The organism is Nostoc sp. MS1, from assembly GCF_019976755.1.
In the GTDB taxonomy this organism is placed as follows: Bacteria; Cyanobacteriota; Cyanobacteriia; order Cyanobacteriales; family Nostocaceae; genus Trichormus.
This window is the reverse complement of the sequence record NZ_AP023441.1, coordinates 3,392,525-3,412,392: the sequence shown is the minus strand read 5'-3', so window position 1 is coordinate 3,412,392 and position 19,868 is coordinate 3,392,525. Positions and strand designations below refer to the sequence as shown.

Here is a 19,868-nt window from a genome sequence, read left to right as displayed (position 1 = left end):
CGAATTGGTAAACCAAACATGGTAACTGTAACTCAAACCCCACTTGAAAACATCTCTGTTACTTCTGACTCTCATGACTGGCCAGCTATCTTACAACAATTGCTCAAACGGCAATCGTTGACAGTTGCCCAAGCTACAGATTTAATGCACGGTTGGCTTACAGATACTATTCCCCCCGTCTTATCAGGAGCCATCTTAGCGGCAATTCAAGCTAAAGGCGTATCTGCCGAAGAATTAGTTGGCATGGCCAGCGTTCTACAATCTCAGGGACAAGGGACAGAATCTACCCAATATCCAGTACCCTTAATTGATACTTGCGGAACTGGTGGAGATGGCGCTTCCACTTTTAATATTTCTACGGCGGTGGCTTTTGTAGCCGCAGCCGCAGGGGTGAAAGTTGCTAAACATGGTAATCGTTCCGCATCTAGTAAGACTGGTTCTGCTGATGTGTTGGAAGCTTTGGGAATCAATCTCAATGCTGATCCCCAGAAGGTGCAAGGGGCTGTAAATGAGGTGGGGATTACCTTCTTATTTGCTCCTGGCTGGCATCCTGCACTCAAGACAGTCGCAGCTTTACGCAAAACTCTCAAGGTGCGGACTATTTTCAACCTGCTGGGGCCTTTGGTTAATCCCTTACGTCCAACGGGGCAAATTATTGGTGTGAATGACCCGTTGTTAATTGAAGAAATCGCCCAAGCCTTATCACAGTTGGGATGTCGCCGGGCGATCGCTCTCCACGGACGGGAAAGGTTAGATGAGGCTGGACTGGCAGATGCTACAGATTTAGCCGTACTTCAAGATGGACAGGTGAGTTGTTTTACTCTCAATCCTCAAGATTTAGGGTTAAACCATGCACCAACTGAAGCATTAGCTGGTGGAGATGTGGCAGAAAATGCGGAAATCTTGAAGGCTGTTCTCCAAGGTAAAGGTACTCAAGCACAGCAAGATGTAGTTGCTCTAAATACAGCCTTAGCATTGCAAGTTGGTGAGGCGATTCCAGCAACAGACATTGTAGAAGCTACTGTCAAAGGTATTGCTATTGCTAGGGAAGTTTTACAAAGTGGTGCGGCTTGGACGAAGTTAGAACAACTTGCACAATTCTTGCAATAACAAATATTAAAAGGAAGCAAACATGATTGTCATACTTAAAAGTGGTACACCTCATGAAGAAGTTACTCGCATAAGCCAAGGTCTAAGTGAGGTTTGGGGTGTAACTGTTGAAAAGAGTGTCGGTAAACATAAAATCATTCTAGGCATTATTGGTGACACTGCAACTATCGATACTTTACAAATTCAAGAGTTTAGCCCTTGGATTGAACAAGTAATGCGTGTGCAGAAGCCATTCAAACGTGTTAGCCGAGAGTTCCGCTATGGTGAACCCAGCGAGGTAATTGTTGATACACCAAATGAGCGTGTCCATTTTGGCGAATATCATCCTATAGTAGTGGTGGCTGGGCCTTGTTCTGTTGAGAATGAGGAAATGATTGTGGAGACTGCAAAGCGCGTAAAGGCTGCGGGAGCGAAGTTTTTACGCGGTGGTGCTTACAAACCCCGGACTTCGCCTTATGCTTTCCAAGGACATGGGGAAAGTGCTTTAGAGTTGTTAGCGGCTGCTCGTGAAGCAACTGGTTTAGGCATCATCACCGAAGTTATGGATACTGCTGATTTAGCAGCCGTGGCGAAATATGCAGATGTAATTCAAGTAGGGGCGCGAAATATGCAGAACTTCGCGTTACTGAAAAAAGTAGGCGCTCAAGATAAGCCTGTACTCCTCAAGCGGGGGATGGCTGCAACTATCGATGAGTGGTTGATGGCTGCTGAATATATCCTGGCGGGGGGAAATCCTAATGTGATTCTGTGTGAACGGGGTGTAAGAACTTTTGATAGTAAGTATGCACGCAATACTTTGGATTTAGCGGTAATTCCTATTTTGCGATCGCTCACTCACCTACCCATTATGATTGACCCCAGTCATGGTACAGGTAAATCTGAGTATGTACCATCTATGGCCGCAGCTGCGATCGCGGCTGGTACAGATGCTTTAATGATTGAAGTTCACCCCAACCCTGCTAGAGCTTTATCAGATGGGCCACAATCTTTAACACCGGAAAGATTCGATCGTTTAGCACAAGAAATGTCAGTCATTGGTAAAGTTGTCGGACGTTGGAGTCAACCTGCTTTGGTTAATGCAATTTAGTTAGCGTCACTAAGCTTGTCAATACAAGCAAATTTTTAAGTTTATTTCCAATAACTCAATTCCACCTCAATAAATAGTTAGCGCATGATATTTTCAGGGTATTCATTCGCCAGTTATTTATTGAAAGGTGGATTTTTTATTGTTTTATTTTTTAGCTTAAAACTTATAAAAATAAGATATTTAATAACCATGATATCAAAATATATATCATTGTAATAGCTATAATTATTGACTTAATATTTCTTTGTATTTAAGAATTTGTGGACTTGATTAATTACTTTTAATAATCAAGCTCTTAACTTGAGAAGCTATCAAGAGAAAGTGATAGCTAATAATCTATTTGGCCCACAAAAAAATTGCCGCTAAGTTTGGGAATTTTGATGAATGAGTTCAATTCAGATTCCAAAACTAACAAAAGTTAAAAAATCTAGGAGGATGTTTTCTAATGCCAGATTCAAACACTTCTGATAATGGTGAGCTGATTGATCTACTTAAGCAGTCTCCTTGGGGAGCCTTAATTGACCAAGGTGTAGATCCAAACAAAATAATTGCAGGCTTTGGTAATGCAACTGGTGGTAACAATCCTGGTGGTAGTCCAAATGCTGGTGAAGAACCTTATGGCGGTAATCCCTTTGCTAACTTTGGCAATCCAAATGCTCCTGGTAGTCCTTTAACAGGTGGTACTAATCCTTGGGCTGCTATCAATCAGGCTACTAGCGCCGATCCTCTAACTGGCGGTAGCGGTAGTAATCCTTTTGAAGGTGGTGAAAATCCCTTTGCAGGCGGTAGCAATCCTTTTGCAGGCGGTAGCAATCCTTTTGCAGGCGGTAGCAATCCTTTTGCAGGCGGTAGCAATCCTTTTGCAGGCGGTGAGAATCCCTTTGCAGGCGGTAGCAATCCTTTTGCAGGCGGTGAGAATCCTTTTGCAGGTGGTAGCAATCCCTTTGCAGGTGGTAACAATCCCTTTGCCTAGTATTTAGTGGCAATGTAGCAGTATTTATTATAATTTCCGCACAAATTTATAGATGGATGCAGATTAACAAATGGTAACTATCTGTATTCATCTGTATTTTCTCGTAAATATTGAAATGCAAATAAAGGAAACTATTCCTAATGGAAGAATCAGTAATTACACAGATTAATACAGAGGTAAATAGCTCTGGCACTAATAGTTTATCTGAGCGATCGCCTCTTGAAAGTCTGTACACAAATTTAGGTACAAATGTACCCACAGGTGTTAATAATATTCCTGGTGGGGGTGTAAATCCTTTTACTGGTGAGGCTGGTACTCAAATACAAAAGTTAATTTCTGACCGCTTGAAATTAATTTTAGGTGATGATTTTTTCAATAGTGCCAACAATCCCTTTTTGACTGGTGGTGGTAATCCTTTTGTCATTGGTAACTCACCTGTTGGTAATAGCAATAGAGATTTCGGAACTAATAACGCAACTATAGGAAATTTCAACTCAGATTTTGCCAATGATAGCGCCACAATTGGTAATGGTAATTGGAATTTCAATAAAAGCAACACCACTATTGGTAACGGTAATTGGAAATTTGGTAGTGATAATACTACCATTGGTAATGGTAACTGGTATTGGGATGATGGCAGTAGTAACGCAACTTTAGGTAATGGTAATTGGTACTTTGGTAGTGATAATGCCACTATTGGTAATGGTAACTGGTATTTAGATAGCGGTAAGAATAATACAACTTTAGGTAATGGTAATTGGTACTTTGGTCTAAATGGGACAACTGTTGGTAACGGTAACTGGGATTTCGGCGTTAACAATACAATTATTGGTAATGGTAATTGGGTTTTTACTAGCAACAATACAATTGTTGGTAATGGTAATTGGTTAGTGGATGAGGATAATGTAAATATTGGCGTTGGTAGTAATTTGAATCCATTTGTACAAACTACTAAAACAAAAATTGATGAGATAATTAACTCACTTGTGGGAAGAATAGGTCAGGATTTTGTTGGGTTAACAGGAAATTCGAGTGTAGAGGGAACTCAAACATATAATCAACTTATTTTGTCAAGAAATAACCCCAATAGTAATTTATCAACTGATATTGAGCAACTTATAGCTTTACTTAGTGGCGTTTCTACCAATTATTCACCTTATCCACCTGGAGCAAATCCTCAATCTGTACCAGAACCTACTTCTTCTATATCGCTGATGGTAGTCGGTTTTATCTGTTTGCTGTTATCAAGGTTCAAGAAAAGACTCAAGGTTACGGGGATATAATCTGTGAAGGGCGATCGCCCTTGAGGTAGCATCAACAAGGGCGACTTTTTTAGCAAGTCGAGAGATAAGTAAAACTTTGCAAGTGGTGACGGAAGATTTGCAAATACTTTATGAAACTGTGAAGACTTACGCCAAGCGTTGAAGATTAAGTAGTACTTAGTTGATATTTTAGTCCTCTTACGGAGAAGAGAAATGGAAGATTAATGGGTCTTTTACGTAGTTCGTCCCAACTGAACCTTTAAAACCAAATAAGTAGGTAGGCACAATTAAACCGAACTATATAAACTTATGTAAAGCACCAAAAAAGCTTTGAATATAAGCTTTAAGAAATGTAAATTGCTTAATTTAGTTGTGTTTTTTAGCGCTCCCTTACTGATATCAATAGTTTCCAAAGGGTAGGGTTAAACACTATTTATTCCTCGCAAGAGGGCGGAAAACCACAGTGTGTAATAGGAATACACTGGATCTGATTGTGCGTTAAACACCACCCATTCCCCGCAAGGGAACAAAACAAAATGAAACTTCCATAACTAAAACCTCACCCATAAGAGGGTAGAGATTTATACTAATTCATATCAGGCTCGGCAAAATGCTGGAATTGCAGAAGATACGCCCGATTAACCAAGCCCATTTTGCGATAATTGGTTTATAAAAATTACCTAAATTTATATGACTGCCAGTATTCCCTCAAAAACACGAAAATTACCAACCCAAGCCATAGGCGCAAAGATTTTTCATTCAGTGAATATCATTAGCCTATTTCTCATGCTTACCAGTGGGTTACAAATCTACAACGCAAATCCTGTTTTTGGTGGACGCGCAGGTTTCCATATCCCACCCATATTCACTTTAGGCGGTTGGCTGGAGGTAGACATTGGCACTTTGCCGCCATGTGGTTATTTTCTCTAAATCTTTTGTGGTATGGATTTTATATTTTAATTACGCGACGTTGGCGACATCGATTTGTTGGGACTAATGACATTAAAGCATTACAAAAAAGCCAAAACCCTAAACGTCTAATTTATGCTTGGCATCGCATTGTTTATACATCTATCATTCCTATCTTACTATTGGCATTACTTACAGGTATAGGGATGTATAAGCCTGCTCAATTTCCTTGGCTTGTCGATATGTTTGGCAGTTGGCAAGCATTGAGAATTGTACATTTTGCCTCAGTGCCAATGGTAATTATATTTACGATTATTCACTCATTTTTAGGGCGACAAGCTGGGGGTGAGCAATTAACCGAATCAATGTTTTGGTAGAGTATAGCAAAGAACAAATTTGAAAACATTTAACCTTTTCTTAATTAAGAATTACGAATTACGATATGGGCTTAATTCACATACCTCATCCGCAAATATCACGCCGTCGATTTTTGCAGCTATCTGGTATTTCCAGTATGAGTTTGCTATTTGGCGGTTGCGGTACACCTGTTTTTGAAGATTTAGTTGGTGCAGTTTCTCAACCACTAAATCAAAAAGTAGAGGAATTAATCTTTAAACCTCAAAAACTTGTACCAGAATTTTCATTAAGTGAAATTCAACCAGAAGCATTAATAGTTAATAGCTTTCGTTATACACCAATTATAGATTTAGAAAAATATCGTTTAATCGTTGATGGAGAAGTGAATAATCCTTTAAATATTAGCATGGCAGAAATTAAGGATTTACCCTTAACTTCTATGATTATTCGCCATGTTTGTGTAGAAGGTTGGGCTGCCATTGTGCAATGGGGTGGTATTAAGTTAAGAGACATTATTGCCCTTGCTCAACCAAAATCACAGGTCAAATACGCTTATTTTAAATCGGCTGATGGTTATTACGAAAGTTGGGATATTGCCTCAGCTTTACATCCACAAACACTTTTAGCTTATGAGAAAAATGGTGCGCCTTTACCTGTGGAAAACGGTGCGCCTTTGCGTTTAGCTTCACCAATTAAGTTAGGTTACAAACAAAGTAAATGGGTAACTCAAATTACCTTGGCTAGTAGTTTATCTATATTTAAAGGCTACTGGGAGGATCAAGGTTATGAGTGGTTTGCAGGAATTTAGACTTTATAATTCGTAATTACGTTTCTAAAATTATAAGCTACGCTTTAAATGCGATCGCTGTAACTTTGACTGTTTCTCCAAGTGAAAAAATACCAGTAATAGTATAGAATAACAAAACTTTTACCCTCTTAAGTAAGATAAGCGTCTACTTCATCCGCAGGATGGAATAAGCGAAAAACTTGACGACAGTGGAAGAGCCATTTCCAGCCAAGTTTTTTATTTATAGGTTTAACAATGACAAATGCAAACTCAAATAACAAAATCCGTTATGCTGTCGTTGGTTTAGGGTGGTTTGCTCAAGAAGCGGCTTTACCTGCATTCGCTCATAGTGAAAATTCCCAATTAGTGGCTCTGGTTTCCGATGATGAGACAAAATTGGCAGAACTAAGCCAAAAGTATGGTATTGATCATACCTACTCTTATGAAGAGTATGAAGATTGCCTAGCCAGCGATGAAATTGATGCTGTTTATATTGCATTACCCAATCACCTGCATTGTGAATACGCTGTACGTGCGGCTAATCAAGCAATTCACGTTTTATGCGAAAAGCCAATGGCTGTTACCGAAGAAGAATGTGAGGAGATGATTAAGGCTGCAAATGATAATGGTGTCAAGCTGATGATTGCTTATCGATTACACCTTGATCCAGCAAACTTAGCAGCCGTGGAAATAGTTCGCTCACAGCAAATTGGTGAAGCACGGGTGTTTAACTCAGTTTTTACTCAACAAGTGGAAGGAGGTAACATCCGTTTACGAGACATTACAGGTGGCGGCACGATTTACGATATTGGCATCTACTGTATTAATGCTGCACGTTATTTGTTCCAAGATGAACCAACCCAAGTGTTTGCTGTAGCAGCAAGTAAAGGGGAACAACGCTTCAGCGAAGTTGAAGAAATGACCAGCGTGATTCTACGCTTTCCCAATGAACGATTAGCATCATTTACTTGTAGTTTTGGTGCAGGTAAGGTTTCTAATTACCAAATAGTGGGAACCAAAGGTGATTTACTTGTAGAGTCTGCTTACTCATGGCAAGGAGAAATTAAGCATTATCTAACTATTGATGGGGAAACTCAAGAGCGCACTTTTGCAGATCACGATCAGTTAGCTGCTGAATTTACTTATTTTTCAGATTGTATTTTGCAAGATAAACAGCCAGAACCAAATGGCATAGAAGGATTGATTGATGTCCGCATTATTGAGGCACTTTATCAATCGATTACTACAGGTCAACCTATACAAATACCAACTCTAGAACGTGAAGCGCGTCCAACATCACAGCAAGCTATTGAACATCCTCCTCTTGAGGATAAGCCAGATTTAATTAATGCTGCTTCTCCTGGTGGTAATTCTTGAAATAGCTTTTAAAAGAAATGGTCTACCACCAAGGGTAGACCATTGCATAAGTGTTTATTCATTGAGTTGTTTTGAGTGCGATCGCATCAATTCTGGTTTTATGATTATGTAAATTAATTTCTATGTTTGCCCAAACTCTTTTAAAAGACTGGTTTTTAATTTATTAAGCGTTACTCAAGAAATAAGTGTTTTCCAACTGAAGATTGTTTTGCAATACGAGTGATATAGTAATCATGACGTTAAAATAAGCTGCTCAAACTATGAAAATTGGTATTATAGGCAGTGGAAATATGGGGCGCTCTCTGGGTTTACTGTGGGCAGAACAAGGACATGAGGTTTTTTTTGGCGCTAGGACAAAAGAGAAGGGGCAGTCAGTAGCAGCATTTGTTGGGCATGGAACACAGGGGGGAACTAACGATGAGTCCGCAAATTTTGGTGATGTTTTGCTTTATACAGTAAGAGGCATAAATCCGGCCGAGGTAATTACTTCAATTGATGTCCTATCTGGCAAAATACTAATTGACTGCAACAACTTTGATATTCCTGAGGGATTTGCATTTTCCCCTATAGTTCAATCACTGGCAGAAAAATTAGCCTCAGAAGTTCCCAATGCAAGGGTTGTAAAAGCTTTTAATACAATGGCTCAGGAAGTTTTTGAACTTGCACCCAGTCCGCTAAAAGATTATCAAGTCTCTGTTTTTGTCTGTGCAGATGATACGCAAGCTCGTAAAACTGTCATGCAATTGGCTGAGGATATTGGATTTGTTGCCGTTGACTGTGGAGAATTACGTCACGCGCGATTAATTGAGGGCTTAGGAGACTTTATTAGATTTATGATGATCGGTCAGCTACAAAATCCTTATGCCACGATTTCTGTCAACGTTTTGCCTGCTGCATCCGAGCAACGATTGGGTGGACGACGAGCATCTAATCTTTCATAATTAAGCTTTGTCGATCGCTGGCATTTCTATGTCGCAGATATCGCTTCCCCAGCCACTCTACCAAAACCTACCCCTCACGGCTCTTGCACCTATGCAGGATGTAACAAATCTCTGGTTTATGAAGGTCATTGCCCAATACGGCAGTCCTGACTACTTCTTTACCGAGTATTTCCGTGTAAATGAAACCTCACGGCTGAATCCTAGCATTCTGGCATCGATTACCGAAAACGACACAGGTCGCCCCGTTTTTGCACAGATGATTGGCGAAAGTATCCCCGATTTAGTCAGAACAGCCAAAGAACTGTGCAACTATAATATCGCTGGGGTTGATTTGAATATGGGCTGTCCAGCACCAAGAATTTATCGCAAAAAAGCTGGGGGTGGCTTGCTGCTTTCACCAGCAAAAGTGGATCGGATTTTGGCAGAACTGCGACAGGCGGTAAGCGATCGCCCTTTGACAGTGAAAATGCGTATAGGCTTTGACAATACAGATACCTTTTACGAAATTCTCGACCTCATCAATCGCCACAATATTGATTTGCTGAGTTTGCACGGTCGCACCGTCAAAGATATGTATCACGGTGTAGTCAAATATGATTTAATTGCCGAAGCTGTCAAACGGGTTGATTGTCCAGTGTTAGCCAATGGTAACATCTACTCAGCAACTCATGCCTTATCGGTGCTGACTCAAACGGGTGCAGATGGTGTCATGGTTGGACGCTGGGCAATTGGCAATCCTTGGCTTTTTGAGCAAATTCGCCAAGCTTTGCGCGGTGAACCGATTACGCCTGTTCCTTTAGTTGAGGTACGCAACTATATTGAGCGTTTATGGCAAACTCCAGAAGCGCCAAACTTTCCAGAACGAGCGCGTGTAGGCTACATGAAAATGTTCCTTAACTACATTGCCTTAAGTGTGGACGCTGAAGGTCAGTTTCTGCGGTTGATGCGACAAACGCAGACTGAGGTGGAACTGTTTAAAATCTGCGATCGCTTTCTCCTGAGTGAGAAGACGAAAACCTTAGCTCTAGCACCCTACTCAGGCGTGTAAATTTTGAGGATTGGCAGCCTTAGCTACACGTACAGTGTGTCCTTATTACGCTATGCGATCGCTGCTGGTTGTGTTCATTTACTTAGGGCTGGCTGAATAAGGGCGAAAGATAGCAGAATGAAGAGTTTCAGGGTCAGGAAAGAAAAATAAGGTGAAAAGAAAAAGGGTAAGATAAGTAAAAATCCTTGTAGCAAGTTGCGTTAAAATGTATCGAAGAGCGCAAAAGCAAGAAAAAGCAGCAGAAAACTTTGAACTACCCTTTGGGGGAAAACTAGCGTCAGATAACCGATGGGTAATCATGGCGAACATGATACCTTGGTCAAAATTTGAAGCAGAGTACGCAGAAATATTTTCAGCAAGAATGGGAGCGCCAGCCAAAACATTTAGAATGGCGTTGGGAGCATTAATAATTAAAGAAAAATTAGGAATAAGTGACAGAGAGACAGTAGAACAAATTCGGGAGAACCCGTATCTGCAATACTTTATAGGAATGTCAGCATATAGTAATGAATCTGCATTTGACCCGTCAATGCTAGTTCATTTTAGAGAAAGGATAGATATAGAATTAGTCAATAAAATCAATCAAGAAATAGTCAGGAAGATGTTAGAAAATAAACAGGAGGTAGAAGTAAGAGCAAAAAAGCCAGAGGTCGAGGATTCAAAAAGTAAGCCAGCCAATAGAGGAAAATTAATATTAGATGCTAGTTGTGCGCCAGCAGACATAAGTTATCCGACAGATTTAGGATTATTAAATCAAGCCAGAAAGCAAACAGAAACAATCATAGATACATTATATAAGTCCTTATTAGTAAGAAATATCAACAAACCAAGAACCTACAGAAACAAAGCAAGAAAGGATTATTTAGCAGTAGCCAAGAAAAGAAAACCAACAGTTAAAGAAAGAAGGAAAGCTATCAGAAAGCAACTGCAATATATCAACAGAAATTTAACTCATATTCAGCAGCTAATAAATTTAGGTGCGTCACTATTAAAACTGAGCAACAGTCAATATAAGATGTTGCTAGTAGTAGCAGAAGTTTATCGTCAACAGTTATGGTTATATGAAAATCAAAAAATTAGTATACAAGACCGCATTGTCAGTTTAAACCAACCACACATTCGTCCGATTATCCGAGGTAAAGCCGGGAGAACAGTAGAGTTTGGGGCTAAGTTTTCAGCTAGTTACTATGATGGCTATGTATTTTTAGACCATATTAGTTGGGACAACTTTAACGAATCAGGAGACTTAAAATCACAAGTAGAAGCATACAAAAACTACACCGGATATTATCCTGAATCAGTTCATGTTGATAAGATTTATCGGACGAGGGAGAATCGAGCTTGGTGTCAAGAAAGGGGAATTAGAATTAGTGGCCCACCACTAGGTAGACCCCCCCAAAATGTCAGCCCTGAAAAGAAGAAACAAGCCGCTTATGACGAAAGGATTCGTAATTGTATTGAGGGCAAGTTTGGACAAGGTAAACGAAGATTTAGCCTTGGTAGAGTTATGGCTAAACTTCCTCATACTTCTTTCACCGCTATTGCCATAACTTTTTTAGTTATGAATCTTTCTACTCTGCTATTACGGCTTTTTTGTGTATTTTTTTGCCTATTTTTCAAAACTGAGTCTTTTTTTACTTCTTCTATTATCGAAACTGATATTTCATTAAACCTTAAACAACAAAAACTTATCTTTTTTCTGGACTGACTACTTAATCAATTTTTCTCTTCCTTTGAAATGACTTTTTCAGCAAGCCCTACTTAATGTGAGAGTGAACTAATACAATTTCCTAAAACATAGGATACAGATGCAACTGTGCTACCATTTCCGCTCTTGCAGATACATTTAATTTGCGAAAAATGCGTTTTAAGGTCTGCTTGACTGTATTTTGACTAATCCATAGTTCAGATGCAATTTCTGCATTTGTTAAGCCTTTACCTACCAAAACAGCAATTTGTAATTCTCTTGGTGTTAAAGAAATGTCATTCTTGGGCAGCAATAACTTATTTTCAGACTGCAAAAGTGCTAATTTTGTAGAAATATGGGCGCAGATGGCGCTCAATTGCAGCAAATCTTGCGTATTATAAGCTGGAGTTCCACTGGTACGAGCAAATTGCACTGTACCAATTAACTTTCCTTCTCCTACAATCGGCCCGGTCATGATATGTTCGTGGTCATATATTTTGCCACAACCAATTTGATATAGTTCACTTTGTTTCCAAGTCTCTTGTGTAAAAATTAATTGTTCGTGGGCAGGTGCATGATGGGAAACAACATACTCCATCACTTTATCTAAAGCTGCACCAATCTGAGAGTAGTAATCAATAAAACTATCTGGCAAACCTTGCAAGTGTATAGTACCTCGTTGTCCTGCTTTGCCATGTATATATATTCCCCAATGTTGACTACCAAATAACTCTCCTGCCGCATCCATATAATGTCCACATAGTTGGTTTATTGATGAAGCATTTGTGACTTGTTTAATCAACTGTGGCAAAGTGTAAGCCATGCGTAAAAATGTACTCAACTGGGTAATTGGCAGTTAATGTATTTAATTCTAGGATAACTGTAATCATTACAGCGTTTAGAATTTAAGTATGGGAAGTCAGACTCAATATACAATTGGCTTAGTAATTTACCCTGATATGACCCAATTAGATATTACTGGGCCACATCAAGTTTTTTCGTCTATGCCTAATACACAAGTTTTACTTTTGTGGAAAACTCTCCAACCAGTTGTTAGTAATGGTGGACTAACAATTTTACCGACTACTACCTTTGATCAATGTCCGCAACTTGATGTGTTGTGTGTTCCTGGTGGTGTTTTTGGGGCTGTGGAAATGATGCAGGATGCCCAAATGTTAGCGTTTTTGCAAAAGCAAGCACAGACAGCTAGGTATGTAACGGCTGTATGTACTGGTTCTCTAATCTTGGCAGCTGCGGGATTATTGCAAGGATATCGTGCAGCTTGTCATTGGGCGTTTCGAGAACAGCTAACCCTCATGGGTGTAGAAGTAAGTCACAAAAGAGTAGTTGTAGACAGTAACCGAATCACAGGTGGCGGCGTAACAGCCGGAATTGATTTTGCTTTAACTATTGCAGCTATGTTGTGTGGAGAATCTACAGCTAAATTTCTTGAATTAATGTTAGAGTATAATCCAGCACCTCCATTTGGTGTTGGTTCGCCAGAAAAAGCTCCTTCTCGTCTGGTGCAAGCTGTGTTAGACGTTGCTAAACCTTTAATTGAAGCATCAAACGCAGCCAGTCAAAAAGCAGGTTTAGAAATGACGGATTGAGTATAACAGTGAAAAAAAGCGATTAATAATGCTGTGGTAGTGCGATCGCGTAGAGACATGAGGCGGGTATCATAACTATAAAACTCACTCATTGGTGAAGGATGCCAATGAGTGCAATGTTATTCATAATGCTAGACACTGATGAAGTTGAAAGTAAATGCTAAATTTTTATGAAATAAAGAGTAAATGAATAAACAAAGTCTGCAAAAACTTTTAATTGGTGATTTTACTTGGAAAAGATTGTTAAAATCTCTAATTTTTATCTATGTGTTTTTTGCTGTCTATATTTATTTCCGAGCAGATAGTATGATTTTCTTACCTCAACCATCTAGCTATCAAGATACTAAAGATATATTAAAGCTAGTAAGTGGAGAAAAAACGAAAATCTCAGCCGTGCATTTAGTTAACCCTACTGCTAAGTACACAATTCTTTACGCTCATGGTAATGCAGAAGATTTAGGTGAAATTAAACAATTTCTAGAGCAATTACGCGATTTAGGCTTTAATGTTTTGGCTTATGATTATCACGGTTATGGTACAAGCGAAGGCACTCCTACAGAAAATAATGCTTATCAAGATATTGATGCTGCTTACAATTATTTAATTAAAGATTTAAAAATACAACCCAATAATATTATTGTTTTTGGACGTTCAGTAGGAGGTGGTTCAGCAGTAGATTTGGCAGCAAAAAAGCAAGTTGGAGGTCTAATTATAGAAAGTACCTTCACTTCTGCCTTTAAGGTTGTAATACCAGTAAAAATTCTCCCATTCGATAAATTTAATAATTTGGAAAAAATTAAAAAGGTTCAGTGTCCAATATTGATTATGCACGGTAAAGCTGATGAGATAATTCCTTTTACTCATGCAGAAAAGTTATATGCTGCTGCACCATCGCCAAAGTTGAATCTATGGGTGGATGAGGCAAGTCATAATGATTTTTTCTGGGTAGCTGGTGAAAGATATAAAAATAGTTTGAGAGAGTTTGCTGATCTAGTGTCACGTTCTCAAAAATCTGGAAGTTAATTGCGCGTTGCATATTTTGCCAAAAAATCTCAATTTATTCTGCTAAAAAAGTCAAGCATAAATAAAATTTATAAGCATTATTACTTATTTATATAGGTGCGGTGTTTCTCTATTTAGTTTCAAACGGTATTTTGGAGATTATATGTCATAGTTTCATGACATACTGGACTAACTAAACTCTTTTATCAATGAATCTGAATTTTTTATTGAGAGCAATGCTGATTTAATGCTTAAAAATAATGTGCATGGAATTGGCATTTTAGCCGATGATTATCATTAAAAATTCTGTCCCTTGGCAGAATTTAGGGATGATTTTCAAATAATTTGCTCATAAAGATTAGGTAAGGCAGTAATACACTTAATTTTTTGTGTTGAGGACTGTTGGTTGTAGTAGCTCTGGAGAATTATGAAAGGTTATTTACCCAAAAGACGTTTTTACTCAAACTATATTGCTAGATTAAATTATCAAAATGTTCAGGAAAGATGGAAAAACTACTGTTTTAAAATTCGTGGAACTGGACGTTCAACCTGTTTAGATAAACCCCACCACAGACATATCTTTTGGAGTTGGTGCGGTAGTTTTATTGGCATAGCAGCAACCGCTTACCTTTCTGTAAAAACTAATTCTCCTCTATTGATGGCTCCCTTCGGCGCTACTAGCGTATTAATCTTTGGTATTCCTGATAGTCCATTAGCCCAACCGCGAAATGTAATTGGTGGTAATCTTGTCGCAGCATTAGTTAGCCTGACAATTCTGCATCTTTTCGGCTCAGAACCTTGGGCGATGGGAATGGCGGTAGCTACCGCTATTGGGATGATGCAACTTACCCATACTTTACATCCACCTTCGGGAGCAGTTGCATTAGTTGTAATGATGACAAAAGCATCCTGGCAATTTCTTTTAACACCTGCCTTAGAAGGTTCAATAATTCTGGTACTCTGTGCAGTGGTATTCAATAATTTGGCACACGAGCGAACATATCCTAAGTATTGGTATTAACTGTTGGCGTTGTTTACTTTGCCGTATGAAAAAATTTAGATTCCACAATGTGAGAAATTGCTAAGGATACGGAATTTCTAAGTCTTTGCAAATTTTTACGGCGAGAACATCAACAATTTCTGTATGTCTGGGAATTGCTGATGTTCTATTGTTTACTGGGTTGTAATAGATTAGGTAATATCTAACGCGAAGTAGTTCTTTAGCAATAACCTATCCATTCATTTTTCCGTTGATAGGCTTTGCAATGTAGTATTTGAGTTATGGATGCTGAAGAATTGTTAGAAAGGTACGCTGCCGGCGAGAGAGATTTTTCTAGAATTAGCTTGAGACGTGCTAATTTGCAAGGAGCCAACTTGAGTAACATTAACCTGAGTGAGGCTGATTTGTACGCTGCCCGTTTGAGAGACATTAACCTGAGTAATGCTAACCTCACTAGTGCTAACCTGCTTGATATCTTGTTGGAGGAAGTCGAGTTCGATGATTCTAACCTCAGTGGTGCCAACTTGGGTGGTGCTACTGTCAGAAACTCCAGTCTCAAGCAAGTCAACTTTGAAAGTGCCAACTTGATTGAAGTTTGTATGGATTGCGTCGATTTGGAAAGTGCTAACTTCAGAGGAGTTTCCTTTGGTGAAACATCCTTCTACAACTGCAACCTCAGAAATGCTTTTGCAGACAGAAATAGTTTATGTGTCTGCTATTTGAGTAACACCATTATGCCTGAAGGAGATATTCTCACCAACGTCACTGAGGAATAAAGTAGAGGCAGGATACATATAGGCTAGAAGTGGTGCGTTAATAAGCATAATCCTTTATTTCAAACCGTCACACCTTCTAATTGTTCATCAGTCAATTCATACAACTGACGCAACTTATTTAACTTATCTTCATCAGCTTGCCAAAAACCGCGCCCATGCGCCTCTAACATTCTGCTGATAATATTACGAAAAGCTTCGGGGTTGGCTTGACGTAATTTCTCCGCCATTTCTGCATCTAAAGCGTAAGTATCAGCAGCCTGATCATATACCCAATCATCAGTAAAATCAGCCGTGCCACCCCAACCGATTAAGGCTGTCATGCGTTGAGAAATTTCATAAGCACCACCGGAACCCTGACTCGCCATTGCTTGCGCCCATTTGGGATTAAGTAATTTGGTGCGGTATTCCATCCGTAGCAAATCTTCTAAATTGCGGGGTGTGGTGTCTTTGGAGAAACTTTCCACAAAGCTAGTCGTAACTTTTTTACCGCGTTGCTTTTCTGCTGCTTTTTTCAAACCGCCTGTGTTGGCGTAATATTCCTGAATATCGGTTAAACCATATTCTACCGAATCTATTTCTTGGACGATGCGATCGCTAGTTTTCAACAACTGCTGTAAAACTTCTGGTCTAGCTTGTCCCTTATCCTGTCTGCCATAGCTAAACACATTGCGACTTTGCCAAGTATTACCTAATTCTTCCCCAGATTCCCAATTCCCGTCAACAACTTGGTCATTCACCAAAGAACCAAAATCACCAGCCGGGTTAGAAAATAATCTTGCGGAAGCATTTTCTACACCTTGGGCTTTTAAAGCTAAGGCGTGTTTTCTAATAAAATTCTGGTCTTCTGGTTCATCCGCATCCGCCGCCCTTCGAAATAAATCATCTAATAATTCGATGATATTCACAAAACTATCCCGAAAAATTCCCGATAGATTTCCTAATACATCAATACGCGGATGTCCGACTTCTGCTAAAGGCTTCAACTCATAACGAACAATACGCCCTGTTCCTTCCTTCACAGGTTCAGCACCAACTAATTCTAATAGAATGCCTAGAGATTCACCCTTAGTTTTAATCGCATCTAATCCCCACAATAAAACCGCCACCGTTTCAGGATATTTATGGTGTTCTTGTAGATGCTGGGCGATAATTTTTTGAGCAATTTCTCTACCCCGTTCATAAGCGGCAGGTGATGGCATTCTATAAGGGTCTAACGCATGAATATTTCTCCCTGTAGGTAGAACACCAGCGCCATCTCGTAATAAATCGCCTCCTGGTGCTGGGGGAATATATTCACCATTCAAACCCCGTAATAAATTTGTTAATTCATCGGTAGTTTGCATTAATAAATCAGTGATTTGCTTTTCTATCTCTGGTGATTTTGTCTGTCCTTCACCAAAATAAGCTTCGAGATAAGATGCTAATTCTTCCTCATTTGGTGGTTCACCTAACGTATGCAGCCCAGAAGAAAATAAGCGATTTTCTAATACTTGCAAATACTCATACAACTTCACCAAATAATCATCAAAAGCATGGGCGCTAAACAGCCTGATATTTTCAGGAGTAAAAGGAATACCCAAACGTTTGGCATCATCAAATGGGCAATCTGTATCTAAACCTGTATCAACAATCTTCTTACAAATCCCTTCTTTTAAAACATAATTCTTTTGTGGGTCTTCTCGATATTCCGCAATTAAATCGCGCAATGCAACCAATTCCTTATACAAACCAGCCCGACCATAAGGGGGTACATTGTGAGAAATTAGCACGCCATAACCCCGACGCTTTGCCAAAATTGACTCGGAAGGATTATTCGCTGCATATATATATAGATTGGGCAAATCACCTAATAAAATATCCGACCAAGAATAGCCTGTATTACCCAAAGGTGAACCCGGCAACCATTCTACAGTGCCGTGCATACCAAAATGGACAATAGCATCGGCTTGGAGTTCATTTTGCAACCATTTGTAGAAAGCGGCGTATTGGGGATGGGGCGTTAAATCTCGTTCAAACATTAACCGCATGGGGTCGCCTTGTAACCCCAAGGGTGGCTGGACACCTATCCACACGTTTCCTAACTGCACACCGCCAATGTGAAATTCATCGCCATAGGTTTTAATTCCACTACCTGTAAGGGATTTCCATTGTTTTTCGATGCGAGATGTGCGGAGATATCCTAACCATTTTTCTAATTTACGGCTATTAACGGTATTGGCTGCGGAGGGAAAAGGTTTATTTTTTTCCCATGTTTCCATTTCTTCATCTGTTCTCTTAACCAGCCGAATTAATTCTTCCCCATCTTCTGGAATATCGCCGACTTTGTAACCTTGGTCTTTGAGGGAGTGGAGTAGTTTAATTAGGCTACGGGGAACATTTAATAATGCAGCTGTACCTACTGCACCGTAACCAGGAGGGAAGCCGTATAAAATGATGGCAATTTTGCGTTCTGATGGGGGTGTTTGGCGTAAAGCTATCCAGCTTTTGACTCTACCAATTAAACGCTGTACCCGTTCTGGAACTAAATATATATTTTCCCCCACCAAACCACCAAGGGGGACGGTATCAATAGCGCCGTCTAATTCTGGTAAGGCGTATAATACGACGCTTTGCAAACCACCCACACCTTGACGTGTCCAAGAGTGGATATCTTGAATTAATAAAGGTGCAGCGACGATGTAAGGAACGTTTTTGGCAGTGAGGATGCGTTTTGCTACTTCTACCTGACGGCCTGCTTCCATTGAACCAGCCGGGCCGCCGACGAGGGGAAAGCCGATGCTGGAAACAACTGCATCAACTTTGACTGCTTCTTGCGAAAGTGAAGGGGTTTCAATATTACCTATTTGCCGTTGCTGAGATTCATAGTCCGTTGTCATCCAGTCTCGTACTGCCACGTGTCCTTCCACACCGTTGATGAAGATGGGTAAGGGAATTAACCCAGCTTCTTCAAAACGGCGAATTAGTTGAGGAATGTAAGGTTGTTTGGTGATGACGTGTTTGCGGTAGAGGAGAATACCGACGACTGGGGAGTGGGGAGTGGGGAGTGGGGAGTAGGGAGTAGGGAGTAGGGAGTGGGGAGGGGGGGGAGATGAGGGGGATGAGGGAGACGTTATTAACTCCTGGCTCCTGCCTTCTGCCTTCTGCCTCCTGCCTCCTCCTTGATACCATGCCAAATACTCACGGGGAGATGTAAAAAATCCTTGGTAGTCTGGGTGAAGTAGCCCCATGTTGGGGGTGTCAATGGGTGGGGGAATGTCACCGACTTTTAAATCTAAGTATTTTTCTGCTAGTGTCCAAAATAAGGCAGCGACGTTTTCGGAACCGCCTGCATTCCAGTAACCGTAGATAATTAACCAGTTGCGTAAGTCTTGGACTTTCTGTACTGGGACGAATTTTAAAAGTTTGGGGCCGATTTTGAGAAAGCTAATATAACCTGCGAGTTTGTCTTCTTCGCGTCCGTTGCTGAATTTGTCGAGGATGAATTTAACGGGTTTGGGCATTCCTTTGGGTTTGTCGCCGATGGCGAAAGCCCCTATTTTGGTTAAACTCATCAGTTCTAAGGCTGACTCGAATACTAAGCGGATGGGAATTTGCGAAATGCGATCGCGCAGCCACAAAACTTGGTCATAATCAAATAACAGGCTACCAAAAAATACATCCGCGCCTTGTAAAGCCGCTTCTACTTCCTGGCGGTTGCTGGTAATATTGCGATCGCTAAATACTCGAATATCCAAATCAGCACAGCGAGAACTAGCCAATGAGGCTGCCTTTCTGTACAAGTCAGCGTTAAATGATTCAAATCCAGCAATCAAGACGATGCGTTTCATTACCGTAAGCCAAGAAATATTTCTTTACTTAAGATTTTACATAACCTATTGACAAATGGAAGTCAGTTATCACTTATCGGGTAATATTCACTAACACACCCACTCCCCAACTTTT

Annotated in this window: 15 protein-coding genes and 1 pseudogene; 14 read left to right on the top strand and 2 right to left on the bottom strand. The window is 40.0% G+C overall.

All coding sequences use genetic code 11. The annotated features are described in order from the left end of the window. Nucleotides 1-18: 18 nt before the first annotated feature. From trpD to NSMS1_RS14720, 10 genes and pseudogenes are all read left to right on the top strand, one after another. On the top strand, nt 19-1,110 hold the full coding sequence (trpD, locus tag NSMS1_RS14765; protein ID WP_224094725.1) for an anthranilate phosphoribosyltransferase: 1,092 nt from the start codon (nt 19-21) through the stop codon (nt 1,108-1,110). A 22-nt stretch (nt 1,111-1,132) separates the two neighbouring features. After that, entirely contained in the window at nt 1,133-2,197 is a 1,065-nt protein-coding gene (aroF, locus tag NSMS1_RS14760; RefSeq protein ID WP_224094723.1) for a 3-deoxy-7-phosphoheptulonate synthase, read from the top strand. 445 nt (nt 2,198-2,642) lie between these two features. Next, nucleotides 2,643-3,170 (top strand): hypothetical protein, encoded by a 528-nt coding sequence (locus NSMS1_RS14755; protein ID WP_224094721.1) that lies wholly within the window; start codon nt 2,643-2,645, stop codon nt 3,168-3,170. 140 nt (nt 3,171-3,310) lie between these two features. Beyond that, complete coding sequence (locus NSMS1_RS14750) at nt 3,311-4,453, top strand: PEP-CTERM sorting domain-containing protein (RefSeq protein ID WP_224094719.1); 1,143 nt, start codon at nt 3,311-3,313, stop codon at nt 4,451-4,453. A 669-nt stretch (nt 4,454-5,122) separates the two neighbouring features. Beyond that, nucleotides 5,123-5,718: pseudogene (locus NSMS1_RS14745) on the top strand (cytochrome b/b6 domain-containing protein). Between the two features lie 65 nt (nt 5,719-5,783). Then, nucleotides 5,784-6,506 carry a molybdopterin-dependent oxidoreductase gene (locus tag NSMS1_RS14740; RefSeq protein ID WP_224094717.1) on the top strand — a complete coding sequence of 241 codons (723 nt, stop codon included), beginning with the start codon at nt 5,784-5,786 and terminating at the stop codon, nt 6,504-6,506. Between the two features lie 234 nt (nt 6,507-6,740). Then, nucleotides 6,741-7,862 carry a Gfo/Idh/MocA family protein gene (locus NSMS1_RS14735; protein ID WP_224094715.1) on the top strand — a complete coding sequence of 374 codons (1,122 nt, stop codon included), beginning with the start codon at nt 6,741-6,743 and terminating at the stop codon, nt 7,860-7,862. Nucleotides 7,863-8,122: 260 nt separating this feature from the next. Beyond that, the gene (locus tag NSMS1_RS14730; protein WP_224094713.1) at nt 8,123-8,803 is read left to right on the top strand and encodes an NADPH-dependent F420 reductase; all 681 of its coding nucleotides are present in this window, start codon (nt 8,123-8,125) and stop codon (nt 8,801-8,803) included. 28 nt (nt 8,804-8,831) lie between these two features. Beyond that, nucleotides 8,832-9,851: a tRNA dihydrouridine synthase gene (locus NSMS1_RS14725; RefSeq protein WP_224094704.1), complete on the top strand. Its 1,020-nt coding sequence runs from the start codon at nt 8,832-8,834 to the stop codon at nt 9,849-9,851. A gap of 205 nt (nt 9,852-10,056) precedes the next feature. Then, nucleotides 10,057-11,559 carry an IS5 family transposase gene (locus tag NSMS1_RS14720; RefSeq protein WP_224085439.1) on the top strand — a complete coding sequence of 501 codons (1,503 nt, stop codon included), beginning with the start codon at nt 10,057-10,059 and terminating at the stop codon, nt 11,557-11,559. A gap of 82 nt (nt 11,560-11,641) precedes the next feature. Here NSMS1_RS14720 and NSMS1_RS14715 read toward each other — a convergent pair whose 3' ends face one another. Next, entirely contained in the window at nt 11,642-12,361 is a 720-nt protein-coding gene (locus tag NSMS1_RS14715; RefSeq protein WP_224094702.1) for a LuxR C-terminal-related transcriptional regulator, read from the bottom strand. An 88-nt stretch (nt 12,362-12,449) separates the two neighbouring features. Between NSMS1_RS14715 and NSMS1_RS14710 the strand changes: the two genes are divergently transcribed. The 4 genes from NSMS1_RS14710 (at nt 12,450) to NSMS1_RS14695 (ending at nt 15,926) form a co-directional block, all read left to right on the top strand. Then, on the top strand, nt 12,450-13,148 hold the full coding sequence (locus NSMS1_RS14710) for a DJ-1/PfpI family protein (protein ID WP_224094700.1): 699 nt from the start codon (nt 12,450-12,452) through the stop codon (nt 13,146-13,148). Nucleotides 13,149-13,334: 186 nt separating this feature from the next. After that, a complete protein-coding gene (locus tag NSMS1_RS14705; RefSeq protein ID WP_224094698.1) occupies nt 13,335-14,171 on the top strand; it encodes an alpha/beta hydrolase in 837 nt (278 codons plus the stop codon). 406 nt (nt 14,172-14,577) lie between these two features. Continuing rightward, nucleotides 14,578-15,171 carry an HPP family protein gene (locus tag NSMS1_RS14700; RefSeq protein WP_224094696.1) on the top strand — a complete coding sequence of 198 codons (594 nt, stop codon included), beginning with the start codon at nt 14,578-14,580 and terminating at the stop codon, nt 15,169-15,171. A 260-nt stretch (nt 15,172-15,431) separates the two neighbouring features. Continuing rightward, complete coding sequence (locus NSMS1_RS14695) at nt 15,432-15,926, top strand: pentapeptide repeat-containing protein (protein ID WP_224094686.1); 495 nt, start codon at nt 15,432-15,434, stop codon at nt 15,924-15,926. Between the two features lie 59 nt (nt 15,927-15,985). Here the strand turns inward: NSMS1_RS14695 and bchH are convergent, their stop codons facing one another. Further along, nucleotides 15,986-19,753 carry a magnesium chelatase subunit H gene (gene bchH, locus NSMS1_RS14690; protein ID WP_224094684.1) on the bottom strand — a complete coding sequence of 1,256 codons (3,768 nt, stop codon included), beginning with the start codon at nt 19,751-19,753 and terminating at the stop codon, nt 15,986-15,988. Between the last annotated feature and the right edge of the window lie 115 nt (nt 19,754-19,868).